The 24,905-nt window shown below is 69.2% G+C and carries 22 protein-coding genes, 1 pseudogene and 1 riboswitch; of the genes and pseudogenes, 13 read left to right on the plus strand and 10 right to left on the minus strand.

The features are described from left to right. The first annotated feature begins 269 nt into the window (after positions 1-269). Both ACFXJ8_RS34710 and mgrA read left to right on the plus strand, forming a co-directional pair. Positions 270-2,339 carry a S9 family peptidase gene (locus tag ACFXJ8_RS34710; RefSeq protein ID WP_379648281.1) on the plus strand — a complete coding sequence of 690 codons (2,070 nt, stop codon included), beginning with the start codon at positions 270-272 and terminating at the stop codon, positions 2,337-2,339. Continuing rightward, positions 2,336-3,334, plus strand: coding sequence for an L-glyceraldehyde 3-phosphate reductase (mgrA, locus tag ACFXJ8_RS34715; RefSeq protein ID WP_379648283.1), 999 nt, complete (start codon positions 2,336-2,338; stop codon positions 3,332-3,334). Before ACFXJ8_RS34710 ends, mgrA begins: the two co-directional genes overlap by 4 nt. Here the strand turns inward: mgrA and ACFXJ8_RS34720 are convergent. Next, positions 3,303-5,681, minus strand: coding sequence for a YbhN family protein (locus tag ACFXJ8_RS34720; RefSeq protein WP_379648285.1), 2,379 nt, complete (start codon positions 5,679-5,681; stop codon positions 3,303-3,305). The genes mgrA and ACFXJ8_RS34720 overlap by 32 nt on opposite strands. Before the next feature lie 210 nt (positions 5,682-5,891). On the opposite strand from ACFXJ8_RS34720, the gene ACFXJ8_RS34725 reads away from it, so the two are divergent. The 4 genes from ACFXJ8_RS34725 (at position 5,892) to ACFXJ8_RS34740 (ending at position 12,537) form a co-directional block, all read left to right on the plus strand. After that, a complete protein-coding gene (locus ACFXJ8_RS34725) occupies positions 5,892-7,199 on the plus strand; it encodes a M28 family metallopeptidase (protein WP_379648287.1) in 1,308 nt (435 codons plus the stop codon). 104 nt (positions 7,200-7,303) lie between these two features. Then, positions 7,304-8,836, plus strand: a complete 1,533-nt coding sequence (locus ACFXJ8_RS34730) for a M28 family metallopeptidase (protein WP_379648289.1) — start codon at positions 7,304-7,306, stop codon at positions 8,834-8,836. An 80-nt stretch (positions 8,837-8,916) separates the two neighbouring features. Then, entirely contained in the window at positions 8,917-10,479 is a 1,563-nt protein-coding gene (locus tag ACFXJ8_RS34735; protein WP_379648291.1) for a M28 family metallopeptidase, read from the plus strand. 51 nt (positions 10,480-10,530) lie between these two features. Beyond that, positions 10,531-12,537 carry a molybdopterin-dependent oxidoreductase gene (locus tag ACFXJ8_RS34740; protein ID WP_379648293.1) on the plus strand — a complete coding sequence of 669 codons (2,007 nt, stop codon included), beginning with the start codon at positions 10,531-10,533 and terminating at the stop codon, positions 12,535-12,537. Here the strand turns inward: ACFXJ8_RS34740 and ACFXJ8_RS34745 are convergent. Continuing rightward, positions 12,505-13,428, minus strand: a complete 924-nt coding sequence (locus tag ACFXJ8_RS34745) for a GNAT family N-acetyltransferase (protein WP_379648295.1) — start codon at positions 13,426-13,428, stop codon at positions 12,505-12,507. The genes ACFXJ8_RS34740 and ACFXJ8_RS34745 overlap by 33 nt on opposite strands. Positions 13,429-13,514: 86 nt before the next feature. On the opposite strand from ACFXJ8_RS34745, the gene ACFXJ8_RS34750 reads away from it, so the two are divergent. Beyond that, a complete protein-coding gene (locus ACFXJ8_RS34750; RefSeq protein ID WP_379648296.1) occupies positions 13,515-13,958 on the plus strand; it encodes a hypothetical protein in 444 nt (147 codons plus the stop codon). Here ACFXJ8_RS34750 and ACFXJ8_RS34755 read toward each other — a convergent pair. The 3 genes from ACFXJ8_RS34755 to ACFXJ8_RS34765 all read right to left on the minus strand — a co-directional run bounded on the left by ACFXJ8_RS34755 (position 13,955) and on the right by ACFXJ8_RS34765 (position 15,560). Then, positions 13,955-14,329 carry a VOC family protein gene (locus ACFXJ8_RS34755; RefSeq protein ID WP_379648298.1) on the minus strand — a complete coding sequence of 125 codons (375 nt, stop codon included), beginning with the start codon at positions 14,327-14,329 and terminating at the stop codon, positions 13,955-13,957. The two genes, ACFXJ8_RS34750 and ACFXJ8_RS34755, sit on opposite strands and share 4 nt — an antisense overlap. A 9-nt stretch (positions 14,330-14,338) precedes the next feature. Next, on the minus strand, positions 14,339-14,662 hold the full coding sequence (locus ACFXJ8_RS34760) for a DMT family transporter (protein ID WP_379648299.1): 324 nt from the start codon (positions 14,660-14,662) through the stop codon (positions 14,339-14,341). Positions 14,663-14,682: 20 nt separating this feature from the next. Further along, positions 14,683-14,743: riboswitch (guanidine-III (ykkC-III) riboswitch) on the minus strand. A 10-nt stretch (positions 14,744-14,753) separates the two neighbouring features. Beyond that, on the minus strand, positions 14,754-15,560 hold the full coding sequence (locus ACFXJ8_RS34765) for a class I SAM-dependent methyltransferase (protein WP_379648301.1): 807 nt from the start codon (positions 15,558-15,560) through the stop codon (positions 14,754-14,756). Positions 15,561-15,662: 102 nt separating this feature from the next. On the opposite strand from ACFXJ8_RS34765, the gene ACFXJ8_RS34770 reads away from it, so the two are divergent. From ACFXJ8_RS34770 to ACFXJ8_RS34785, 4 genes and pseudogenes are all read left to right on the plus strand, one after another. Beyond that, complete coding sequence (locus tag ACFXJ8_RS34770; RefSeq protein ID WP_379648303.1) at positions 15,663-17,468, plus strand: acyl-CoA dehydrogenase; 1,806 nt, start codon at positions 15,663-15,665, stop codon at positions 17,466-17,468. A 77-nt stretch (positions 17,469-17,545) separates the two neighbouring features. Further along, positions 17,546-18,442, plus strand: a complete 897-nt coding sequence (locus ACFXJ8_RS34775; protein WP_379648304.1) for an MBL fold metallo-hydrolase — start codon at positions 17,546-17,548, stop codon at positions 18,440-18,442. Between the two features lie 66 nt (positions 18,443-18,508). Further along, positions 18,509-18,733 carry a hypothetical protein gene (locus ACFXJ8_RS34780; protein WP_379648305.1) on the plus strand — a complete coding sequence of 75 codons (225 nt, stop codon included), beginning with the start codon at positions 18,509-18,511 and terminating at the stop codon, positions 18,731-18,733. 131 nt (positions 18,734-18,864) lie between these two features. Further along, a pseudogene (locus ACFXJ8_RS34785) lies at positions 18,865-18,939 on the plus strand (RNA polymerase subunit sigma-70); the annotation flags it as partial. 328 nt (positions 18,940-19,267) lie between these two features. On the opposite strand, the gene ACFXJ8_RS34790 reads toward ACFXJ8_RS34785, so the two are convergent. From ACFXJ8_RS34790 to pdhA, 5 genes are all read right to left on the minus strand, one after another. Continuing rightward, a complete protein-coding gene (locus ACFXJ8_RS34790; protein WP_379648307.1) occupies positions 19,268-19,636 on the minus strand; it encodes a 5-carboxymethyl-2-hydroxymuconate Delta-isomerase in 369 nt (122 codons plus the stop codon). Between the two features lie 4 nt (positions 19,637-19,640). Then, complete coding sequence (locus ACFXJ8_RS34795; RefSeq protein WP_379648308.1) at positions 19,641-19,937, minus strand: Dabb family protein; 297 nt, start codon at positions 19,935-19,937, stop codon at positions 19,641-19,643. Between the two features lie 150 nt (positions 19,938-20,087). Then, positions 20,088-21,557, minus strand: a complete 1,470-nt coding sequence (locus ACFXJ8_RS34800) for a 2-oxo acid dehydrogenase subunit E2 (RefSeq protein WP_379648310.1) — start codon at positions 21,555-21,557, stop codon at positions 20,088-20,090. Between the two features lie 13 nt (positions 21,558-21,570). Beyond that, complete coding sequence (locus ACFXJ8_RS34805) at positions 21,571-22,551, minus strand: alpha-ketoacid dehydrogenase subunit beta (RefSeq protein WP_379648312.1); 981 nt, start codon at positions 22,549-22,551, stop codon at positions 21,571-21,573. Further along, positions 22,548-23,639 carry a pyruvate dehydrogenase (acetyl-transferring) E1 component subunit alpha gene (pdhA, locus tag ACFXJ8_RS34810; RefSeq protein WP_379648314.1) on the minus strand — a complete coding sequence of 364 codons (1,092 nt, stop codon included), beginning with the start codon at positions 23,637-23,639 and terminating at the stop codon, positions 22,548-22,550. The genes ACFXJ8_RS34805 and pdhA overlap by 4 nt, the downstream gene beginning before the upstream one ends. A 277-nt stretch (positions 23,640-23,916) precedes the next feature. Here pdhA and purS point away from each other — a divergent pair, with 277 nt between their 5' ends. After that, a complete protein-coding gene (gene purS, locus ACFXJ8_RS34815) occupies positions 23,917-24,162 on the plus strand; it encodes a phosphoribosylformylglycinamidine synthase subunit PurS (protein WP_379648316.1) in 246 nt (81 codons plus the stop codon). Positions 24,163-24,333: 171 nt separating this feature from the next. Next, the gene (locus ACFXJ8_RS34820; RefSeq protein WP_379648318.1) at positions 24,334-24,771 is read left to right on the plus strand and encodes an ATP-binding protein; all 438 of its coding nucleotides are present in this window, start codon (positions 24,334-24,336) and stop codon (positions 24,769-24,771) included. The last annotated feature ends 134 nt before the right edge of the window (positions 24,772-24,905 follow it).

Genomic DNA, 24,905 nt, shown 5'->3' on the forward strand with positions numbered 1-24,905 from the left:
GCTTCGTTATGTCTTAACTGTACCAGCTTGTCCGATTTGCTGTCAAACCGGCGAACCTGGCTACAATCTCGACCACCCCGCTTCCGGGGCAACCCCTCTAACTTACCAGCCCTCCGACCGATCCACAAACCGATCTTCAGAACCGCTGCGTTGTAGGGGTTTCCGGCTTCCTGCGGCTTAACCACCAGGTGGTTGCGCCGCGTCGCGCCGGTTCCACAAGATTAGCAGCGCCCCAGACCACTCGGGACGTGAAACGTAGACTCGGCCAGGTGAGCAGCCACATCCCGCCTCTGGCGAAGAAGGTATCGAGCGAGCGTACCCATCACGGCGACACCGTGATCGATGAATACGCGTGGCTCACCGACAAGGAAGACCCCGACACGATCGCCTATCTCCAGCAGGAGAACGAATACCTCAAGCAGGAGACCGCACACCTGGGAGAGCTCCAGGAGCAGGTCTTCCAGGAGATCAAGGGGCGCACCCAGGAGACCGACCTTTCGGTCCCCAGCCGCAAGGGCGCCTGGTGGTACTTCTCCAGGACCCACGAGGGCAAGCAGTACGGCATCTCCTGCCGGGTGCCGGCGGACGGCGACACCCCGCCGGTGATCACCACGGACGGCACGCTGCCCGGCGAGCAGGTCCTGCTCGACGGCAACGAGCTGGCCGGTGACAGCGAGTTCTTCTCGATCGGCACCAGCGCCGTCACGCCCGACGGCAAGCTCCTGGCCTACTCCACCGACTACAAGGGCGACGAGCGGTTCACCCTGACGTTCAAGGACCTGGAGACCGGTGAGAAGCTCGCCGACGAGATCACCGGCGTCTTCTACGGCGGCGCGTGGTCGGCCGACGGCACCACGTTCTTCTACACCAGGGTCGACGACGCCTGGCGCCCCTTCCAGGTCTACCGCCACACCCTCGGCACCGAGGCCGAGGAGGACGTGCTCGTCTACGAGGAGTCCGACGAGCGCTTCTGGGTCGGCATCGGACTGACCCGCAGCGAGAAGTACTTGGTCATGGGCGCGGGCAGCAAGATCACCAGTGAGGTCCGGATCCTCGACGCCGAGGACCCGACCGGCGAGTTCAGGGTCGTGCGTCCTCGCGTCACGGGCGTCGAGTACGGCATCGAGCACGCGGGCGACCGCTTCTTCGTCCTCCACAACGAGAACGCGGAGAACTTCGAGCTCGCCACCGCCCCGCTGGACGAGCCCGGCTCGTGGACGCCGCTCATCGCCCACCGCGAGGACACCCGCCTGCTGGAGATCGACGCGTTCGCCACCCACGCGGTCGTCCACTTCCGGCGTGACGGCCTGACCGGCATCAGGATCCTGCCCTATCCGCTGAACGACGCCGGGCGCGAGCCGTTCGAGATCGCGTTCCCCGAGCCGCTGTACGACGTGGCGCCCGCGGGCAACCCCGAGTTCAGCACCGAACGGCTGCGCCTGGGCTATACGAGCATGGTCACCCCGCCCAGCGTCTATGACTACGACCTGGAAAAGCGCGAGCTCATCCTCCTCAAGCAGCGCCCGGTGCTCGGCGGCTACGACCCGTCCGACTACGAGCAGTTCAGGGAGTGGGCCACCGCCGAGGACGGCACGAAGGTGCCGATCTCGATCGTGAAGCGGAAGGATGCCGCCAAGCCCGCCCCCACCGTCCTGTACGGCTACGGCAGCTACGAGACCTCGATCGACCCGAGCTTCTCCGTCGCCAGGCTCAGCCTGCTCGACCGCGGTTTCGCCTTCGCGGTCGCGCACGTGAGGGGCGGCGGCGAGATGGGGCGCAGGTGGTACGAGGAGGGCAAGCTCACCAGGAAGAAGAACACCTTCACCGACTTCGTCGCCGCGGCCAGGGACCTCAGGGCGTCAGGCTGGAGCGAGCGGATCATCGCGAGGGGCGGTTCGGCGGGCGGCCTGCTGATGGGCGCGGTGGCCAACCTCGCTCCTGAGGAGTTCGCGGGCATTGTGGCCGAGGTGCCGTTCGTCGACGCGCTCAACACCATCCTCGATCCGTCGCTGCCGCTGACCGTGATCGAGTGGGACGAGTGGGGCGACCCGCTGCACAACGCCGACGTCTACGCCTACATGAAGGGCTACTCCCCCTACGAGAATGTCGAGGCGAAGGCCTACCCGCCGATCCTCGCGATCACCAGCCTGAACGACACCAGGGTGCTCTACCACGAGCCCGCCAAGTGGGTCGCGCGGCTGCGGGCGAGCGCGCAGGGCGGGCCGTTCCTGCTGAAGACGGAGATGGGCGCGGGCCACGGCGGGCGCAGCGGGCGCTACGACGCCTGGCGGGAAGAGGCGTTCGCGCTGTCGTGGATCATCGAGAGGGGAACGAAGTGAGCTACGCGGCGGCGGGCGACCGCTACGAGAAGCTGCCCTACGTCCGCAGCGGCAGGAGCGGGCTCAAGCTGCCCCAGGTCTCGCTCGGTCTGTGGCACAACTTCGGTGACGACCGGCCGATCGAGAACTCGCGGGCCATCCTGCGGACGGCCTTCGACCGCGGGGTCACGCACTTCGACCTGGCCAACAACTACGGCGTGCCGTACGGCTCGGCGGAGCGCAACTTCGGCACCATCTTCGCCCAGGACTTCAGGCCCTACCGCGACGAGCTGATCATCTCGACGAAGGCGGGCTTCGACATGTGGCCGGGGCCGTACGGGGAGTGGGGGTCGAGGAAGTACGTCCTGGCCAGCCTCGACCAGTCGCTCCAGCGGATGGGCCTGGAGTACGTCGACATCTTCTACAGCCACCGTCCCGACCCCGAGACGCCGCTGGAGGAGACGATGGGCGCGCTGGACCGGGCGGTGCGCTCGGGCAAGGCGCTGTACGCGGGCATCTCCAACTACTCTGCCGAGCAGACGACGCAGGCGGCGCGCATCATGCGCGAGCTCGGCACGCCGCTGCTGATCCACCAGCCGTCGTATTCGATGATCAACAGGTGGATCGAGGACGGGCTGCTGGACACGCTGGAGGAGGAGGGCATCGGCTGCATCGTCTACTCCCCGCTGGCGCAGGGCCTGCTGACCGACCGCTACCTGGACGGCGTGCCGACCGACTCGCGGGCGGCGACGAGCAAGTACCTGTCAGCCGAAAGGATCGACCTCGACCTGGCCCGCGACCTCAACGAGATCGCCAGGGGGCGCGGGCAGTCGCTGGCGCAGATGGCGCTGTCGTGGGTGCTGAGGGATCCGAGGGTGACCAGCGTGCTGATCGGCGCGAGCAGCGTGGCGCAGCTGGAGGCCAACCTGGCCTGTGTGGACGGGCCCGTCTTCACCGAGGACGAGCTCGACCAGATCGAGAAAATCACAGTGCCTGGTGCCGCTGGAGGTAGGTGAAGGAGGCCCAGCCGGGCAGCACCGGTAGCCAGAAGGTGAGCAGCCGGTAGAGGATCACCGAGGAGGTGGCGAACTCCGCGGGCACTCCGGCCACCGTCAGGCCGACGGCCAGTGATGCTTCGACCGCGCCCAGACCGCCAGGGGTGGGCGCGGCCGAGCCGATCGCGTTGGCGGTCAGGAAGACCACGGCGATCGTGGTGAAGCTGGTCTCGCCGCCGAAGGCGCGCACGCAGCCGTAGAGGCAGACGACGAACGCCAGCGACAGGCAAAGGATGCCGCCGAACCCTTCGAGGATCTTGCGGGGCGACTGCATGACGTCGAGCAGGCGCGGCACGACGTTGGCGAACAGGGAGCGCAGCCGCTTGGTGATGAGCCTGCGCAGCGGCGGGACGCCCAGCGCGATGACGATGAGGACGGCGACCGCCAGCAGGACGGCCAGCAGCCCGCGCGAGGGCGCGAAGGACGTGGTCGCGCTCGACCCGGTGATGTAGGCGAACAGCAGCAGCAGCCCGATGTGGCTGGCCAGCCCGATCACCTGGGAGGCGCCGATGCTGGCCACGGCCAGGGCGGGCGGCACCCCGCGCTTTTGCAGGTAGCGGGTGTTGATCGCGACGCCGCCCACCGCCGGTGGGGTGACCAGCTTGACGAAGGACGAGGCGAACTGCACGAGCACGGTACGGCCGAGCGGCAGCGGCTCGGGCACGAATCCCCTGATCATGAGCGCCGCGGCGACGAAGCTGAGCCCTGAGGCGAACAGCGCGAGGATGGCCCACTCCCACCGGGCCGTGGTGACGACCTGGAGCAGGTTGACCTGACTGAGCTGCGAGAGCAGGAAGTAGGCGGCGAGGGTGCTGGCGATGATGGTGACGAGGGTGCGGGGCTTGAACCGCTCCAGCCGTACCTCGGCGACCTCGGCCTGCGGGGTCAGCGCCTCGATCTGCTCGCGGATGGCCGGCAGCAGGTCTTTCTGCTTGTTCAGCGCGGCCCTGGTCTGCCTGGTCAGCGCGATGCGCTGGAGCAAGGGCAGCGCGGCGCCGAGGGCGTCGGCGCCGAGCACCGCCGCGGCCGCCCTGACCGAGCGTTCGGCGCCGACGCGCAGCGCCAGGTAGGTCAGCAGTTGCGCGATGTCGATGCGCAGCAGCAGGTCACCGGCCGCGACCTCGCCGCTGCGCGGGTCGGTGAGGACGACGCGGCCCTCGCGGTCGAGGTGGATGCTGTCGCCAGTCAGCCGCCGGTGGGCCAGGCGCTGCATCCGCAGCAGCAGCACCTGCTCCCAGATCTGGGCCAGCAGGTGGTCGTCGAGCTCGCTGTCCTTGAGGTCGTCGAGGGCGCGGGTCGCGAGGTGCTCGTAGGCCAGGAGTGCGGCCTCGGTGCCGATCTCGCTGGTGCCGAGCAGGCGCGGGGTGTTGGCGCCGGCCGCCTGGGTCGCGTAGGCCATGAGCGCCTCGCGTTCGAGCTCGGCGCGCAGCGAGCGGATGGCCCGCCGCCTGGTCTCGGAGTGGAGCCTGATCCGCCGCCACAGCCGGTACGGCAGGCCCGCCACCTGGCGGTCGCGGTCGAGGACGGTGACGTCGAGGCTGGTGCCGTCGGACAGGCCGACGGCGTAGCGGCGGCTGCCCTGGTGGTCGTCGTCGATGCGTCTGGCGGAGACGGGCGTGAACGACAGCTTGCGCAGGGCGGCGATGACGGCGTTGCCCGGCGGGCGGGTGTTGGGGCTGCCGACGCCGTACAGCGTGCCGTAGCCGACGGCCATGCCGAACAGGACGGTCACGATCGCGCTCGGCAGCGTGATCTGCTTGCCGGTGAACAGCGCGAAGATCGACAGTGCGATCACCGTCCACATGAGCGCGCGCCAGGTGGGCCGCCTGGAGATGCGGACCGCCGTGGCGTAGGCGATCACGGAGCTGAGCAGCGCGTTGAGTGGTTCGAGGTCGCGGCCGCCGGTCAGCAGCGTGGCCAGGTCGTCGGGGCCGCCCGTGACCAGCCATTGGCCGATCAGGTAGGAGCCTGCCATGCCGATGATGGCGGCGACGAGGCCCTCGGCGACGCGCAGGCCGTCGCGGTGGAAGACCCGTTCGACGGCGAACGCGGCGGGGACGACCAGGACGGCGGCGCCGCTCAGGAAGGTGGCGATGCCGGCCAGGAGGGCGGGCGCGCGGCCGGTGCCCTCCGTGACGTCCTGTTCGAGGCCGATGAGCGTCTGCTGGGCGACGAGCATGAGCAGGATGACCGCGGCGAGCGCCAGCAGTGTGGCCAGGAAGCGCAGCGCGTCGGATGGGCGGCGCAGTCGCTGGGGCAGCAGTGGTTCGACGACGAACACGGTCGGTTCGTCGCGTGCTTCAGACACGACTGGATGCTCCTCCACGGAGTCCGCCGATTTCTCGCTTTCCCTGATGTTTGCCACCGACAGCGATTCTGCACCTTTCCCGTGCGAGCGTGCGATCTCTAGCTACCAGTGTCCACAATCGCCACCGTGGTCACTGCCCCGGGTAACGTCTCTACCAGCAACGACGCGCCCCGTTATACCTGATGGACAAAGCTTGCCACGCTGTGCGACATGATCACCCATTTCCTCGTCGCCGTCGCTGTCGCCGCCCAGGGAACGCCTCTCGCTGACGATGTGAAGATCGACAACGTTCTGGGCCATCTGCAGGCTTTCCAGGCGATCGCCGACGCCCACGGCGGAACCAGGGCGGCCGGAACTCCCGGCTACGACGCCTCGGCCGATTATGTCGCCGCGCGGCTGCGTGAGGCGGGATACCAGGTCGAGCGTCAGGAGTTCCATTTCGATCAGTACAGGGAGCTGTCCCCCGGCCGGATCGTGGTGGACGGCAAGGACGTCGGCAAGATCGGAACAATGATCTACTCCGGCAGCGGCGACGTGCTCGGCCACCCGCGAAAGGCGGGCGCGGGCTGCATGAACACCGACTTCGCCGGTTTCGGGGCAGGTGAGATCGCGGTGGTCGACAGGGGCGGCTGCACGTTCGCCGCCAAGGCCGCCAACGCCACGGCGGCCGGCGCCGCCGCGCTGGTCGTGGTGAACCAGGGCGACGCGTTCGCCGGTTCGGCGAGCGTCCCCCAGCGCATCCCCGTGGTCGGCGTCGACGCCAAGACGGGGGCGGCGGTGGCGGGCGGCCGGCAGATGCGGGTCACGACCAGCACGCAGAGCGCCCGCCACACCACGAGCAACGTGATCGCGCAGACCGCGTGGGGCGCGCCCGACGAGGTGGTGATGGTCGGTGCCCACCTCGACTCGGTGGCGGAGGGTCCGGGCATCAACGACAACGGCTCGGGCAGCGCGGCCCTGCTGGAGATCGCGCTGCGGCTGTCGGCCTACCAGCCCACCAAGGCGGTGCGTTTCGTCTGGTGGGGCGGCGAGGAGCTCGGGCTGCTCGGGTCGAGGTACTACGTGGGCTCGCTCACGCCTGAGGAGCGGGCGAAGATCAGGATGTACCTGAACTTCGACATGATCGCCTCGCCCAACTACACGTACGGGATCTACGACGGCGACGACTCCGACAAGGTGGGCGCGGGTCCAGGGCCGCAGGGGTCGGCCGAGATCGAGCGGGAGTTCGTGCGGTTCTTCGCCGAGCGCGGCCTGCCGTACACGGGGACGGACTTCACCGGGCGGTCGGACTACGGGCCGTTCATCGAGGCGGGGATCCCGTCGGGCGGGCTGTTCACGGGCGCGGAGGTCAACAAGTCGAAGCGCGAGGCCGAGATCTTCGGAGGTACGGCGGGCGCCCCGCTGGACCCCTGCTACCACCAGGCCTGCGACACGCTGGAAAACGTCGACGCGACGGCGCTGGACGTTTCCGCCGACGCGATCGCGACGGTGATAACCACATTCGCCGGGGGTAGATAACGAAATGCCTTCGGACCTTTCCGACAAAGGGCTGCCAATATACCTTTCCGAGCATGCGCTTAGCCGTATCGGACAGTCATTTTCGTTCTACGAGGAGAGCACGCGTGCGTTCCCGCCTGGGCAAGGGCCTGCTGGCCGCCGTTCTCATCGCGCCCCTGACGTTCACCGGCACCGCTCACGCGGACTCACCCAGCCATGAGGTGCGCAAGCTGGTGCGAGCGGTCAAGGGCGAGAATGTCAAGCGTCATCTGAAAGTGCTCGACCTCATCGGAAAGGCCAACGGCAATACCCGTGTGGGCGGCACGCGCGGATACAACCTGTCGCGTGACTACGTGGCCTCGGTGCTGCGGCTCGCCGGCTACAAGGTGACGGTGCAGCCGTTCGAGTTCGAGTTCGAGGGCTACAAGACGCCGCCCGTGCTGCAGCGGACCTCGCCCGCGCCCAAGACCTATGCCCACGTGACGGAGTTCAACGAGGTGGGCGCCAGCGCCACGGGCGCGGTGACGGCACAGGTGCAGCCGGTCGACGTGATGCTGCCGCCGCCCGCAACGCCCGGCTCCACCTCGGGCTGCGAGGCGGCCGACTTCGCCGGCTTCACCAAGGGCAACATCGCGCTCATCCAGCGCGGCACCTGCGCGTTCGCCGACAAGGTGGCCAACGCCGTCGCGGCGGGCGCCTCCGCGGTGATCCTCTTCAACGAGGGGCAGCCGGGCCGTACGACGGCGCGGGTCAACCCGGGCATCGGGGAGAACGTCCCCGTGCCGGTCCTCTTCGCCGGCTTCGGCGTCGGCAACGAGCTGGCCTCCACGCCGGGCACGACGGTGAAGCTGTCGTTCGACAAGCTGGTCGAGAAGCGGACCACCTACAACGTGCTGGCCGAGTCGCGCTGGGGCGACGACAACACCGTCGTGATGGCGGGCGCGCACCTCGACTCGGTCCAGCCGGGTCCCGGCATCAACGACAACGGCTCGGGCGCCGGCGGCGTGCTGGAGGTGGCGCTGCGGATGGCCAGGCACAAGCCGGCCAACAAGGTGCGCTTCGGCTTCTGGGGCGGCGAGGAGTTCGGGCTGCTCGGCTCCAACCACTACGTGGCGAACCTGACCGAGGCGGAGAAGGCGAAGATCGCCCTCTACCTCAACTTCGACATGATCGCCTCGCCGAACTTCACCTACGAGGTCTACGACGGCGACGGCGACGTCTTCGGCGTCCCTGGCCCCGAGGGCTCGGCGCAGATCGAGAAGGACTTCCAGACCTTCTACACCTCGCGCGGCCTGCAGTACAAGGCGAGCGAGTTCGACGGCAGGTCGGACTACAAGGCCTTCATCGACGCGGGCATCCCCGGCGGTGGCCTGTTCACCGGCGCGGAGAAGATCAAGACCGAGGAAGAGGCCAAGATCTGGGGCGGCACCGCGGGGATCGAGTACGACCCCTGCTACCACGCCCCCTGCGACGACATCGACAACATCGACGACACCGCGCTCGACGTCAACTCCGACGCGATCGCCACGCTGATGGGCACCTACGCCTTCAGCAAGGACGCCGTCAACGGCATCCGCACGCCCGGCCAGCGCAAGGGCGTCGGCACCGCGCGTGTCAGCAGCGCCGGCCACAGCCACGACAAGGTCGAGCTGAGCTAGATCCCATCGGCGGCCCGCGGACAGTTCCGCGGGCCGCCGATCGCGTGCTCTCGGGGGACCATCCGCTATCGAGGAGTCTCATGAGTCATCGCCGAAAGAAGGGCCTGCTCAGCGCCGCGCTGGCCACGGCCGTCCTCATCGCGCCTCTGGCAGTCTCGGGTACGGCGCACGCCGACCCGAACGACCACGCGGTCCGCAAGCTCGTCAGGGCCGTCAACGGCAAGAACGTCAAGAACCACCTCAGGGTCCTCGACCTGATCGCCAAGGCCAACGGCAACACCCGCGTGGACGGCACGCGCGGCTTCGAGTTGTCGCGCGACTACGTGGCCACGCTGCTGCGCCTGGCCGGGTACCAGGTCTCGACGCAGAAGTTCACCTTCGAGAACCTCGAGTTCAAGACCAAGCCGGTCTTCGAGCGCAAGACGCCCAACCCCAAGGTCTACGCGCTCGGCCTGGACTGGATCCCGTCCGGTCACACCGCGGAGGGCAGCTTCTCCGCCAAGCTCCAGCCGGTCGACGTGATGATCCCGCCGGGGCCGACGCCGAACTCCTCCTCCTCGGGCTGTGAGGCGGCCGACTTCGCCGGGTTCACCGCGGGCAACTTCGCGCTGATCCAGCGCGGCACCTGCAGCTTCGCGGTGAAGGTGGCCAACGCCAAGGCCGCGGGCGCCACCGGCGTCGTGCTGTTCAACGAGGGGCAGGAAGGCCGTACGGAGGCCGACGTCAACCCCGACCTGGGCGGCCCGCAGGACATCCCGGTGCTGTTCACCAGCTTCTGGGAGGGCAGGGACCTGGCGGCCACGCCGGGCGCGGAGGTCGGGTTCACCTTCTCGTGGGAGACGGAGACCAAGACCTACGAGTCGTACAACGTGCTGGCCGAGTCGAGGCACGGCCGCGCGGACAACGTCGTGATGGTCGGCGGTCACCTCGACTCGGTCGAGGATGGCCCCGGCATCAACGACAACGGCTCGGGGGTCGGCGCGATCCTCGAGGTGGCGCTGCGGATGGCCAGGTCGAAGCCGGAGAACAAGGTCCGCTTCGCCTTCTGGGGCGGTGAGGAGTTCGGCCTGCTCGGGGCCGAGCACTACGTGGCGAACCTGACCGAGCAGGAGAAGGCGAACATCGGCCTCTACCTGAACTTCGACATGATCGCCTCGCCGAACTTCGTCTACCACGTCTACGACGGCGACAACTCCGACGGCGTGGGCTCCGGCCCCGGCCCCGAGGGCTCGGCGCAGATCGAGAAGTACTTCGAGCAGTTCTACGCCGCGCGCGGGCTGGCCTACAAGGGCACCGACTTCGACGGCCGCTCCGACTACGGGCCGTTCATCGCGGTCGGGATCCCGGCGGGCGGCCTGTTCACCGGGGCGGAGAAGCGCAAGACGCCCGACGAGGTGACCAAGTGGGGCGGTACGGCGGGCGAGCGCTACGACCGCTGCTACCACCAGGCCTGCGACAACATCAAGAACATCAACGACACGGCGCTCGACGTCAACGCCGACGCCATCGCCACGCTCGTGGGCACCTACGCCTTCGACCCCTCGGCGGTCAACGGGCCGCACTCCCCCGGCGTCGCCGCCAGGGCCGAGTCCGCCCGCGACAAGGCCATTCACGGCCTCGACGCGCCCAAGGCGCTGAGCTGACCCTCGTGGGCGCAGCTTCCCGTCTGGGAGGCTGCGCCTACACTCGACCCCATGTCGGGTGAACTGCGAGTTGTGGGGGCATGTCCGCTTGACTGCCCCGACACGTGCTCATGGGTAGTGACCGTCAGGGACGGCGAGGCCGTGAAGATGCGCGGCAACCCCGACCAGCCGTACACGCGGGGCGCCCTGTGCGTGAAGGTCAACCGCTACCTGGAGCACACCAGGGCCGACGACAGGATCCTGTATCCGCTGCGCCGTACGGGACCGAAGGGTTCGGGGCAGTTCGAGCGGATCACCTGGGACGAGGCGCTCGACGAGATCGCCACCCGGTTGCGCGCGATCGTGGACGAGCACGGCGGCGAGGCGATCTGGCCCTATCTCGGCACGGGCTCGCTGGGCTACGTGCAGGGCTCGGAAGGGGTGGCGGGCCGCAGGTTCTGGAACGTGCTCGGCGCTTCCAAGCACGTCCTCAACATCTGCTCGGTGGCCGGCAGCCTGGGCCTGTCGCGCACCCAGGGCACCGCGGGCGGCATGGACCCTGAGAACTTCGCCCAGTCCAAGCTGATCATCCTGTGGGGCACGAACACGCTGACCAGCGGCCATCACCTGTGGAAGTTCATCCAGGACGGCCGCGCCGCCGGGGCGTACGTCGTCGCGATCGACCCGATCCGCACCAGGACGGCCGACCAGGCCGACGAGCACCTGGCGATCAGGCCGGGCACGGACGCGGCGCTCGCGCTCGGCCTGCTGAACGTGGTGCTGTCGGAGAACGCCCAGGACGAGGAGTACCTCGCGCAGCACACCGAGGGTTGGAAAGACTTCAGGGCCGAGATCATGGAGTGGCCGGTCGAGCGGGCCGCCGAGGTCACGGGGATTCCGGCCGAGGCCGTCCACAGCCTGGGGATGAGGCTGGCGCACACCCGCCCGACCGCGATCCGTGCCACGATGGGCATCCAGCGGCACGAGGGCGGCGGCACCGCGATGCGGACGATCGCCGCCATTCCCGGCGTCACCGGCGACTGGCGGCATCCCGGCGGCGGCGTGGCCTACTCCACCAGCGGCCACGTCCACCTGAACATCGACCGCCGCAACGACCTGCTGGCCAAGCCGGTCAAGACCCGATTCATGACCCGCCTGGCCTCCGAGCTCGACGACGTCAAGTGCCTGTGGGTCTACATGGCCAACCCGGTGGGCTCGACCTCCGACAGCAACAGGATCAGGCGCCAGCTGCTGAGGGAAGACCTGTTCACGGTCGTCATGGAGCAGTTCCCGACCGACACCGTCGACTACGCCGACATCGTGCTGCCGGCCACCATGCAGACCGAGCACATGGACCTGCACGCCGGCTACGGCCACCTGTACCTGATGTGGAACGAGCCCGCCGTCGCGCCGGCCGGTGAGGCGCTGTCGACCACGGAGACCTTCCGCCGCCTGGCCGCCCACATGGGCCTGACCGAGCCCTCGCTGTACGACTCCGACCTGGACCTGGCCGCCGAGCTGCTGTCCAGCGGCCATCCGTCGCTCGACGGCGTCACCCTCGACCGGCTGCGCAAGGAGGGCTGGGTGCGGATGAGCTACCCGTCGCCGTTCACGCCGTTCGCCGACGGCTTCCCCACCCCGTCGGGGAAGCTGCGCTTCCCCGGGCGCGGCAAGGCCTTCGTGCCTTCCCTTTCCTCCCGAACGGCAGGCGACAAGCTCACGCTGATCACCCCCGCCTCGCATACTTTCCTCAACACCACGTTCGGCAACAATCCCGAGCTGCTGCGCCGGGCCAAGGACCCCGTCGTCCTGGTCAACCCCGCCGACGCGCGGGCCAGGGGCCTGTCCACGGGCCAGCGCGTCAGGGTGGTCAACCACAACGGCTACTTCCTGGCCGACGTGGAGGTCAGCGACCGCGTGGCCAAGGGCGTCGTGGCCAGCCCCAAGGGCCGGTGGCCCAAGCACACTATCGGCGGCTCGAACCCCAACGCCGTGGTGGACGAGCGCGACGCCGACATGGGCAAGGGCGCCGTCTACCACGACAACCTAGTCGAGCTGGAGCTTGAACCCCTCGTGTGACTGGGCGTAGCCGAGAGAGCGGTAGAAGCGGTGCGCGTCCTCGCGCCGCTTGTCGGAGGTGAGCTGGACCACCGCGCATCCGCGGGCCCTGCCCATGGCGTGCGCCCACTCCATCATCTTGCGGCCCCACCCCTGCCCACGCAGGTGAGCGGCGATCCGCACCGCCTCGACCTGCAGGCGGGTGGCGCCGTGCCGGGAGATGCCGGTGATGTAGGTGAGCTGCATGGTGCCCACCACCTCGCCCTTCAGCTCGGCCACGATCAGCTCGTTGTTGGGGTCGGCGTCGATGGCCTCGAAGGCGGCCTGGTGGGCCTCGCCGTACTCTCCGGTCCTGGCCGCGGCGATCGCGTCGTCGAGGAGGAGTTCGACGATGGCGGGCACGTCTTCGCTGCGGGCCGTACGGAAGACCAGGGAGAGCACGTAGTGCGACTCCATCAGGGCCGGGTTGGACGGCAGCGCCATCACCTTGCCGCTGGGCACGAAGCCCTTGCGCGCGTAGAGCGCGCGGGCGGCGGCGTTGGCGTCGACCGCCCACAGGCCGATCTCCTGGGCCTGGCGGGCGCGGGCCCACGCGACGACCTCGTCGACCAGCCGTCCCGCCAGCCCCGTGCCCCTGGCCTCGGGGGCGACCCACATCGACAGCAGATGCACGTGACCGGGGCGCTCCTCCAGACCGCAGACCAGCCCGGCGTCCTGCCCTTCGCCTACCGCCACGAACCAGACGGAATCAGGGTTGGACAGGCGCTCGGCCCACTTCTCCTTCGGGTGGGCGGCGTCCTTGGCGTAGCTGGAGCCGAAGGCGTCGGGAGCCTCGGCCAGCGCGCGCAACCTGATGGCGCGCAGCCGGTCGGTTTCGTGGGTGCCAAGGGGCTCGATGGTGAATTCGCGCATGCCCGAAATCATGGCAGCAGGCCTCGGGGGAGTCTCAGGGTGATTCCCCGATGTGAACAAGGGGTGCAGAACGGCACTCTGGATACATGAACGAGCTCTCTCGACGCGAAGAACTGTCGTTGTCGGGCGCCGCGCTCCGTGGCGCCCCTTGGAAGGCCGCCGCCGTGGGCGGCGGGGTGGTGGCCGCCGCCAGCTTCGGCATGGGCGTGATCCTGCCGGGCAGCGCCGACCTGCCATGGGCACTCGGTCTCGGCATCAGCCTGTTCGCGCTGATCGCCGCCATCGGCGCGGTCGCCAAGCCGGAGGAGGGCGACCGGGTCACCAGGCAGGCCCGCAACTGGTCGCTGCGGCACCCGTGGAAGTTCGCGCTCCTGCCGGCGGGCATCACCATGGTGCTGAACTACCCCATCCAGCTCGTGATCGACGGCGAAGGGATCTTCGGCGCCGCGTGGGACTCCCTGTGGGGCGGCGCGCTGGTCTACCTCATCGCGGGCATCCTGACGCTCACGATGAAGGGCAGGGCCCGCTAACCGTCCTTCTCGGCCTGCGAGCGGCAGACGCAGAACTCGTTGCCCTCGGGGTCGAGCATGGTCACCCACCCGGTGCCGTCAGGGTTGCGGTGGTCCTGGTAGATCTTCGCGCCGAGGTCGAGCAGGCGCTCGACCTCCTCGTCGCGGGTACGGCCGTCGGTGCCGTTGACGTCGAGGTGCACCCTGTTCTTGACGGTCTTGCCCTCGGGGACCTTGATGAACAGCAGGAACGGGTCCTGGTGGGTGCGGATGGCGACCTCGGTGTCGCCGGGCTCGGCGTCCCACAGCGGCAGCCCGGTGGCCCTGCTCCACCAGGTGGCCAGCTCGTACGGCTCGGCCGCGTCGATGGTGACGGCGTGGATCTCAATCATGCGCCCAGGCTAGTGGCCCGCTCCCGCGAGGTTCAGCCCGACGACGCCGATGAGGATGAAGGCGATCGAGCCCAGCTTGACCGCCGAGACGTCGTCGCCCAGCAGCAGCATGCCGAGCGTGGCCGTACCGATGGCGCCGATGCCCGTCCACACCGCGTAGGCGGTGCCGACCTCCAGGCTCTTGAGCGCGAACGCGAGCGCGCCGAAGCTGAGGACGGCGAAGACGAGGAAGCTCGCCCCCCACCAGAGCTGGGAGAAGCCGTCGCTCATCTTGAGCGAGTAGGCCATCGCGACCTCGAGCAGGCCGGCGGCGACGAGAATGACCCAAGCCATGTGCACTCCTTTGTCGTAGGGGTGCGTCGTCTTGGCGTTCCGGGTACGGCGCGTCTCGTCCGGGAGCGGGTCGCTCACTCCTCACAACGGCTCAGGTGCCGGTCTGATTCCACCAGAGTGTGACCCAGCGGTCGCGGGGCACCGGCCACAGGCCCATCTCCATGGCAGTCGCGGCCACCTCGGGCGCCCGCGCCGGGTCGAGGCAGGCCCGGTGGCAGACACTCGCGGCCAGCTCCTCGATCGTGGCGAAGCGCTCGATGGGCGCCTCCCGCTCCTCGACCCGCACCTCGAAGCCGAGCGCGGCGGCCAGCGCCACCGCGTCCTCGGCGATGGGCCTGACCGGGCGCCTGGTGCCGTGGTAGTGCTCCCACAGCGGGTTCATCCAGCTCATGGGGTGGCGGTTGGTCAGCTCGAGCACCACCCTGCGGGTGGCGTGGGAGTCGAGCGCGCGCAGGAAGGCGGCCAGGTCCGGCACGTTGTAGACCACGTGCGCGGCCACCACGACGTCGGCCTTGCCCGCCTGCGCCTCGACCGCCGGCCAGCCGCCCTCGATCGTCGTCGCGCGGACGCCCGCCTTGTCCGCGCGCACGGTGAGCTCGGCGAGCATCGCGGCCGAGGTGTCGACCGCGATGAGCTCCCCGATCCGGTCGGCCAGCGGGAGGGAGGCGGCGCCCGGCCCCGATCCCACGTCGAGCAGGGTGCCGCCCTCGGGCAGCGCCTCGGCCACCCGCGCCAGGGTCGGCCCTTCCGGCTCGGCCAGGGCGCGGTCGGTCCTGGCCGCGAAGCGGGCCGGGGAGTGCCCCCACGGGTCGACGGGCGCCTTCGCCAGGACCTCAGGTGGGATGGCCCAGGTCTCCAGGCTTCGCCGCCACCGCTCGTTCAACGCCTCGGCATTCATGTGTTCGAGGGTAAGTGCATAGCGGAGGTTACCCATGGGTAGCATTCGGAGTAAGGTTACTCGCCAGTACTAAACGCCCCTCGGTTCAAGGAGAGAGCAACCATGGGCCACTACAAGAGCAACGTTCGTGACCTGGAGTTCAACCTCTTCGAGGTCTTCGGGCGCCGCGACATCCTCGGTAACGGCCCGTTCTCGGAAGTGGACGAGGACGTCGCCCGCAGCATCCTTGACGAGGTCAACCGGCTCGCCACGGGCGTGCTGGCCGACTCCTTCGAGGAAGGTGACCGTACGCCGCCGGTCTTCGACCCGGCCACGTCGACGGTGACCGTATCCGACGGGGTGAAGAAGTCGTTCAAGGCCCTCATGGACGGCGGCTGGGCGCACCTCGACCTGCCCGCCGACCTCGGCGGGCCCGGCGTCCCCCGCACGCTGGCCTGGTCGGCGGCCGAGATGGTGCTCGGCGCCAACCCCGCCCTCTACATGTACGCCGCGGGCCCCAACTTCGCCTACACGCTGTGGAAGCTCGGCACCCCCGACCAGAAGCGCTTCGCCGAGCTGGCGATCGAGAACAACTGGGGCGCCACCATGGTGCTGACCGAGCCCGACGCCGGATCCGACGTCGGCGCCGGCCGCGCCCGCGCGATCCAGCAGCCCGACGGCACCTGGCACATCGAGGGCGTCAAGCGCTTCATCACCAGCGCCGAGCACGACATGGCCGACAACATCTTCCACCTGGTGCTGGCCAGGCCCGAGGGCGCCGGGGCAGGCACCAAGGGCCTGTCGATGTTCCTGGTGCCGAAGTACCACGTGAACCTGGACAACGGCGCGATCGGCGAGCGCAACGGCGCCTACGTCACCAACGTCGAGAAGAAGATGGGCCTGAAGGTCTCCACGACCTGCGAGCTGACCTTCGGCGACAAGCACCCGGCGATCGGCACCCTGGTCGGCGACGTGCACGAGGGCATCAAGCAGATGTTCATGGTGATCGAGCACGCCAGGATGATGGTCGGCACCAAGGCCATCGCCACCCTGTCGACCGGCTACCTGAACGCGCTGGAGTACGCCAAGTCGCGCGTCCAGGGCGCCGACCTGACCCAGATGGCCGACAAGTCGGCGCCCCGGGTGAGCATCACCCACCACCCCGACGTGCGCCGCGAGCTGATGCTGCAGAAGTCGTACGCCGAGGGCATGCGGGCGCTGGTCCTCTACACCGCCACCTTCCAGGACGCGCTGCTGATCAACCCCGGCGACGAGCACGCCGAGGCGATGAACGACCTGCTGCTGCCCGTGGTCAAGGGCGTCGGCTCCGAGCGCTCCTACGAGCTCCTCTCGCGCTCGCTGCAGACGCTGGGCGGCTCCGGCTACCTGCAGGACTACCCGATCGAGCAGTACATCCGCGACGCGAAGATCGACTCCCTGTACGAGGGCACGACCGCGATCCAGGGCCTCGACCTGTTCTTCCGCAAGATTCTGCGCAACCAGGGCGCGGCGGTCGGCTCGCTGCTGGCCGAGATCAACGCCTTCGCCGCCTCCGAGGCGGGCAACGGCAGGCTCAAGCAGGAGCGCAAGCTGCTCGCCCAGGCCGCCGCCGAGGTCAAGGCCATGGGCGACACGATGGCGGGCTGGGCGCTCGGCTCGCTGGAGTCGCCGCGCGAGATCTACAAGATCGGGCTCAACAGCACGCGCTTCCTGCTGGCGCTGGGCGACCTGATCATCGGCTGGCTGCTGCTGCGCCAGGCGGAGATCGCGCTGACCCGGCTCGCCAACGGCGAGGACCCCTTCTACCAGGGCAAGGTGGCCGGCGCGTCGTTCTTCGCGACGACCGTGCTGCCGCGCATCGCGGCCGAGCTTGCGGTGCTGGAGAGCACCGGCCTCGACCTGATGGACCTGCCGGAGGAGGCGTTCTAGATCACCTGCTCCCGCGGCAGGACTGAAGGCCGTCCATCCCCCTTCGGGATGGGCGGCCTTCTGGGTATCGTCACGGCATGTCCCCACGTGTCGAAGAGGTGTCCGACGGCGTCTACGCCTACATCCAGCCCGACGGGAGCTGGTGGATCAACAACACCGGGTTCATGACCGGGCGAAGAGGCGTCATCTCCGTGGACGCCTGCTCCACCGAGGGCCGCACCCGCGCCTACCGCGAGGCGATCGCCAAGGTCTGCGACCGGCCGATCACCACGCTCGTCAACACCCACCACCACGGCGACCACACCTTCGGCAACCACCTGTTCCCCGAGGCGACGATCGTGGCGCACGAGCGCACCCGCGAGCAGATCATCGCCGACGGGGTGCCCACCTACCTGGGCGCGTGGTCGCCGGACGTGGAGTGGGGCGCGCTCGAACCGGTGCCGCCGTTCCTCACCTACACCGCGGGCGTCACCCTCTACTCCGACAACCTTCGATGCGAGGTCAGGCATGTCGGGTTCACCGCGCACACCACCAACGACTCCTACGTGTGGATCCCCTCGCGCAAGGTCCTGTTCTCCGGCGACCTGGTGTTCAACGGCGGCACGCCGTTCGTGCTGATGGGCTCGGTGACCGGCGCGCTGGCGGCGCTCGACCACCTGGAGACGCTGGGCGCCGAGACGATCGTTCCTGGGCACGGCGACGTGTGCGGGCCCTCGGCGATCGCCGACGTGCGCGGGTACCTGCGGTTCGTGCAGGGCATCGCGGCGGAGGGGATGGCGGCCGGCCTGTCGCCGCTGGAGCTGGCCAGGCAGACCGATCTCGGCGCGTACGGCGGGCTCACCGACCCCGAGCGCATCGTCGGCAACCTGCACCGGGCCTACGCCGACGCCACGGGCGGCGAGGTGGATCTGGCGGCCGCCATCCTCGACATGATCACCTTCAACGGAGGGCGTCCGCTGACGTGCCACGCCTGAGGGTGTGATCTTCATCAGGAGGGTATGACCGTCTCCGTACGCGGTCTTTACCCTCCGGAGGTCGTCATGGGTGTCGGGGTCAGCATCTTCTTCCTCACGCTCGGCGCCATCCTCCGCTTCGCCATCGAACCCGACGTCTTCGGCAGCGCCGTCCACATGGACAGGATCGGCGTGATCTTCATGATCGTCGGCGGCGTGGGCGTGATCCTGAGCATCGTCCTGGGCCCGCGGCGCGGGCACACCTCCGACAACAGGCTGATGCACAGGGAGAACAACCCGCCCGAGGTCTGAAAATCTTCGGAAGGACTCCACGGCTGCGGGCAATCAAGGGTGTGATCACTGCCCTCGACGTCTTCGAGGCCGTCTTCGACGCCCACTTCGAGGAGATCCGGCGCTACATCGGCCGGCGGCTCGATCTCGACGTGGCCGAGGACCTGGCCGCGGAGACCTTCCTCATCGCCTTCAGGCAGCGCGACCGCTTCGACGCCGCCATGGGCGGGGTCAGGCCGTGGCTGTACGGCATCGCGACCAACCTCATCGGCCGCCACCGCCGCGCCGAGGTGTGCAGGTACCGCGCCATGGCCAGGACAGGACCGCCACCCGACGACGAGGGGCACGACCAACGGATCGTGGACAGGCTCAGCGCGAGCGTGACCGTCGACCGGTTGGCGGGGGCGCTGGCACGGCTGTCACCCGGAGAACGCGACGTGGTGCTGCTCATCGCGTACGGCGGGCTGGGTGGAGCGCCGACGTCGTCAGGAAGGTGGGGTGGAGCGACGTGCGGCCGGTGCCGCCTCCCGGGTGCGTCCGTTGTACGGCGCGGCTCTAGATACCCTCCACGACGTGCTTGCGGTAGGTCGCCCGGTCCAGGTCGCGGATCTCCGCCGTCGCCTGGACGGTCAGTCCCGTGGGCGGCGTCAGGTGCCGGACCGCCAGCTCCAGCGCGGCGTCGGCGAGCCGCCCCTTGACGTCCTGGTCGCGGCCTGACAGCACCGCTATCTCCACGTGGAGCATCGCCTGCGCGTCCGCGCCGTCACCGATGACGCCTTCGTCGATCCGGCGGCATCGAGTTTTGAAGCTGTCGAGCTCGCTGTCGATGATCGGCGCCGCCGTGGCGTGGAGGGCGAGGGCGAAGGCGCGGCGGTCGAAGCCTTCGGAGAGGGCGGCCGAGTACTCGACGGTGATCTGCGGCATGTGCCTAGAACTCGTACTGGATCGCCGCGCGGCCCGCCTTGATCGGGACGATGTGCTCGTTGATCACGGCGTGGTGCTGCGGGTGGTCGCGGTAGACCTCGTAGTCGGCGACCGAGTCGAACTCGGCGACGATGGCGAAGTCGGAGTTGCCCGCCGCCGCCAGGCCGAGGTCGCTGCCGAGGTCGTAGCGGCGCAGCTCGGGGATGGCTGCGGGCAGGGCGGCCAGGCCCTTCTCGACGGCGGCCTTCTGCTCGTCGGTGGCGTCGTCGGTCCAGGTCAGCAGCACGATGTGACGGATCATGCCATCAGCCTACTAATGGGAAACCTGCTCGCCATACTGCCACTCCACTGTCGTGCCTGGTCAGGGTCGTAGTGGCAGTCCACTTAGCAGGTTTCCCATTAGTAGCGGGGCGGGCACCGGATTCCGGCGCCCGCCCTTGTGCAACCTGGCTCAGCTCCAGGCCAGCATGCGCAGCGGGTCCTCCAGCATCGCGCCGACGTCGCGCAGGAACAGCGAGCCGAGCTCCCCGTCGACGATCCGGTGGTCGAACGACAGGGCGAGCGTGGTCACCTTCCTGACGGCCAGCTGCCCTTCCACCACCCACGGCGCGTCCTTGACCTGCCCGAAGGCCAGGATGGCCGACTCGCCGGGGTTGAGGATCGGGGTGCCGGTGTCGACGCCGAACACGCCCACGTTGGTGATCGTGATCGTGCCGCCCGCCATCTCGGCCGGTTGGGTGCGGCCCGCCCTGGCGGTCTCGGCGAGCTCGCCCAGCGCCCTGGCCAGCCCCGGCAGGTCGAGCGTGTGGGCGGACTTGACGTTCGGCACGACCAGACCGCGCGGGGTGGCGGCGGCGATGCCGAGGTTCACGTAGTGCTTGACCACGATCTCCTGGGCGGCCTCGTCCCACGACGAGTTGATCATCGGGTAGCGGCGGGTGGCCACCAGGACGGCCTTGGCCACCAGGAGCAGCGGCGAGACCCTGACCTCGGCGAAGTCGGGCAGCTGCTTGAGCCGCTGGACGGCCGCCATCGTCTCGGTGACGTCCACCTGCAGGAACTCGGTGACGTGCGGAGCGGTGAACGCGCTGGCCACCATCGCCTGCGCGGTCATCTTCCGCACGCCCTTGACCGGGATGCGCTCCTCCTCCGCCTGTGGTGCGCGGGGGGCCGCGACCTGGGGCGCGGGCTCCTGGGCGGCGGCGTGGACGTCGTCGCGGGTGATGGACCCCTGCGGGCCGGTGCCCCGCAGGGCCGCCAGGTCCACGCCCAGGTCCTTGGCCAGCTTGCGGACCGGCGGCTTGGCCAGCACGCTCACCCTGCCTTGAACCGGCTGCGCCGGGGCGGGCTGTTCCGGCTGCGCCGGGGCGGGCTGGACCGGGGCGGGCTGGACCGCGGGCTGGATCGGCTGCGCGGGGGCCGTTTCGGTGGGTGGGGACTTGCGGGCACGGCGCTTGGCCGCGCCGGTCTTGACGCCGTAGCCGACCAGGACGGGCGTGCGCTCCTCCTTCGGCGCGGGGCTGCCGTGCGCGCCCGGCTCGACGGCTCCCTCGGCGGGCGGGCGCGGCACCATGTCGTCGGCCAGCGCGGCGATCCGCTCGGCCGTCTCCTCGTGCGGGCCGACCGGCTCGGCCGTACCGGTGGAAGGGGCCGTACCGGTGGAAGGGGCGGCAGGGGCGGGCTCGCCGGTGTCGACCGCGATGATCGGCACGCCGACGTCCACCGTCTCGCCCTCGTCGGCCATCAGGTCGGCCACGACGCCCGCATACGGCGACGGCAGCTCGACGATCGACTTGGCCGTCTCGATCTCGACGACGATCTGGTTGACCTTGACGGTGTCGCCCGGCTTGACGTGCCAGCGGACGATCTCGGCCTCGGTCAGGCCCTCTCCCACGTCGGGGAGCTTGAATTCACGACGCATTCGAGGCCCCCTCTCAGTAGGTGAAGGTACGGTCGACGGCATCGAGGACCCTGTCCAGGTCGGGCAGGTAGTGCTCCTCCAGCTTCGACGGCGGGTACGGGGTCGAGAAGCCGCCGACCCGCAGCACCGGCGACTCCAGGTGGTAGAAGCACGACTCGGTGATCCGCGCCGCGAGCTCGGCGCCGAAGCCGTTGTAGACGGGCGCCTCGTGGACGACCACGACCCGGCCGGTCTTGCGCGCCGAGTCCAGAACCGTGGGGAAGTCGAGCGGGTTGAGGGAGCGCAGGTCGACGACCTCGATCGAGCGGCCCTCCTCCCCTGCGGCCGCGGCGGCCTCCAGGCACGTCTTGACCATGGGGCCGTAGGCGAGCAGCGTGACGTCGCTGCCCTGCCGTACCACGGAGGCGCGGTCGAAGGGCGTCCACCAGTCGGCGGAGGCGGTGTCGACGTCGGCCTTCTCCCAGTAGCGGCGCTTGGGCTCGAAGAAGATCACCGGGTCGTCGCTGCGGATGGCCTGCTGGATCATCGCGTAGGCGTCGGCGGGGTTGCTGCAGGCGACGACGCGCAGGCCGCCGGTGTGGGTGAAGTACGCCTCGGGCGACTCGCTGTGGTGCTCGACCGCGCCGATGCCGCCGCCGCACGGGATGCGGACCACGACGGGCAGCTTGATCGCGCCGAGCGAGCGCAGCGGCATCTTGGCGAGCTGCGTGATGATCTGGTCGGCGGCGGGGAACACGAAGCCGTCGAACTGGATCTCGCACACCGGGCGGTAGCCGCGCAGGGCCAGGCCGATCGCGGTGCCGATGATGCCCGACTCGGCCAGCGGCGTGTCGATGACGCGGTCCTCGCCGAAGTCCTTCTGCAGGCCGTCGGTGACGCGGAAGACGCCGCCGAGCTTGCCGACGTCCTCGCCCATGATGAGGACCTTCGGGTCGTCCTCCATCGCCCGGCGCAGGCCCTCGTTGATCGCCTTGGAGAGGGTCAGCGTGGTCATGACTCGAAGCCCTCCAGGTAGGCGGCGTACTGGGCGCGCTCCTCGTCGACCAGCGCGTGGGGTGAGCGGTAGACGTGCTCGAAGATGTCGAGAGGCTGGGGGTCGGGCATCTCCAGGCAGCGTCTGCGCAGGTCGGCGCCCAGGTCTTCGGCCTCGGCCTCGATGGCGTCGATGAAGTCCTGGTCGGCCAGCTCGTTCTTGAACAGGTACGCCTTGAGCCGTTCGATGGGGTCCTTCAGCTTCCACGCCTCCAGCTCGCTCGCCACCCGGTAGCGGGTCGGGTCGTCGGTGGTGGTGTGGGCGCCCATCCGGTAGGTGAACGCCTCGATGAGCGTCGGCCCCTGGCCGGTCCTGGCGGCCTCCAGCGCCTTCTTGGTGACGGCCAGGCAGGCGAAGACGTCGTTGCCGTCGACGCGGATGCCGGGGAAGCCGAACCCGGAGGCCCTGCGGTAGAGCGGGATGCGCGTCTGCTTCTCCAGCGGCTCGGAGATGGCCCACTGGTTGTTCTGGCAGAAGAAGACGATGGGGGCGTTGAACACGCTGGCCCAGATGAACGACTCGTTGACGTCGCCCTGGGAGGTGGCGCCGTCGCCGAAGTAGGCGATGGTGGCGGCGTTGGCGCCGTCGCGCTGGATGCCCATGGCGTAGCCGACCGCGTGGAGGGTCTGGCTGCCGATGACGATCGTGTAGAGGTGGAAGTTGTGCTCGGCGGGGTCCCAGCCGCCGTGGTTCACGCCTCTGAACAGGCCCAGCAGCTTCACCGGGTCGACGTCGCGGCACCAGGCCACGCCGTGCTCGCGGTAGGTGGGGAAGGCCATGTCGGCGTCGGTGAGCGCGCGGCCCGAGCCGATCTGCGCGGCCTCCTGGCCGAGCAGCGAGGCCCAGATGCCCAGCTCGCCGTGGCGCTGCAGGGCGACGGCCTCCAGGTCGACGCGGCGGACGAGCACCAGGTCGCGGTAGAGGGATCTCACCTCGTCGGGCGTCAGGTCGATGTCGTAGTCGGGGTGCTCGACCCTCTCCCCTTCGGGGGTGAGCAACTGGACGAGCTCTGGAGGTGCTTCTGCACCACGAGAGGCGTCGACGGTCACGTGCCACTCCTGTGCGGTCGGGGCCGGTTCGCTGGGATTACCAGACTTTTCCCGGCCTTTCCGGCGTACGGGCCATCTGGTGGTGGTTCGTACGCGTTTGGGGACATCGTGGCAGAGGTCACAGCCCTACGCGCAAGCCCCATGCCCTCCCCGTTCCCGTTGGATCGTCGGCGAACCGCTCCTTGGGGAATCATGTGGAGGGGTCGGGGCCTGGTCATGACGGGCAGGGCACTAGGCTGAACGCCGCAACCCGAACTTCACCTTCAGGAGGAGCGCCGTGGCGCGCGTCATCGTCGACGTCATGCTCAAGCCGGAAATCCTCGACCCGCAGGGCCAGGCCATCGCCCGCGCGCTGCCGCGCCTGGGCTTCTCCGGCGTCTCCGAGGTGCGTCAGGGCAAGCGGTTCGAGCTGGAGCTGGACGGCGAGGCCGACGAGGCCGCCCTTGCGGGCGTCCGAAAGATGGCCGAGACTCTCCTGGCCAACACGGTGATCGAGGAGTACACCGTGCGGGTCGAGGGGTAAAACAGCACATTTGACACAGGGAAATCCTCATAACGGCTTAAAGCCGGGTTTCGCCATGCCACAATCCCACGGGCTTACCAACACTAAATAACAACAACGTGATTTTGCGGTTAGCCCTGATTTCACGGGGAAACCTCCTCCAGGTGAGATTCTGGCACCGGGAGGGGTCCGGTGGATATTGAGTTCTCGTTGGCGCTGCCGCGGGATGCGATCGGCATACCGATGGTCAGGCGAGTGCTGGGCGACGCGATGCGATCGCTCAGCGTGAGCGAGAGCTGCATCTCCGACATGCTGCTCGCGGTGTCGGAGGCCTGCTCGAACGCGGTACGGCACGGCGGCCCCGCCAACAGATACGAAGTGAGCGCGTCGATCGGCTACGGCCGCTGCGACGTGAAGGTGGCCGACACGGGTGGTGGCCTGGCCTCGATGCCGCTGCACTACCCACCGCCCGAGACGGAGAACGGCCGCGGCCTGCTCATCATGCGCGCGGTCGTCGACGAGATCTCCTTCGGCGTCGTACCCGGCCGTGGCACCACCGTCCACCTGCGCAAGCACCTGGCGTGGGACGACGAGGAAGGCGCCCGCCCCCGCGAGCTCGCCGCCGTCTGATCCCCCCTCCTCCCGCTCCCTGGAGGCCGCGAGAAGGCACCGGGCGGCAGCCGATACCCTGGAGGCACCGCCGCAGACCGCCGTCCACACAATGAGACGGTGGCGTGGCGTGCGCATTCCTCCGGAGGGGACGA

Origin of the sequence: Nonomuraea sp. NPDC059194 (genome assembly GCF_042754765.1) — a bacterium.
Taxonomy (GTDB): domain Bacteria; phylum Actinomycetota; class Actinomycetes; order Streptosporangiales; family Streptosporangiaceae; genus Nonomuraea.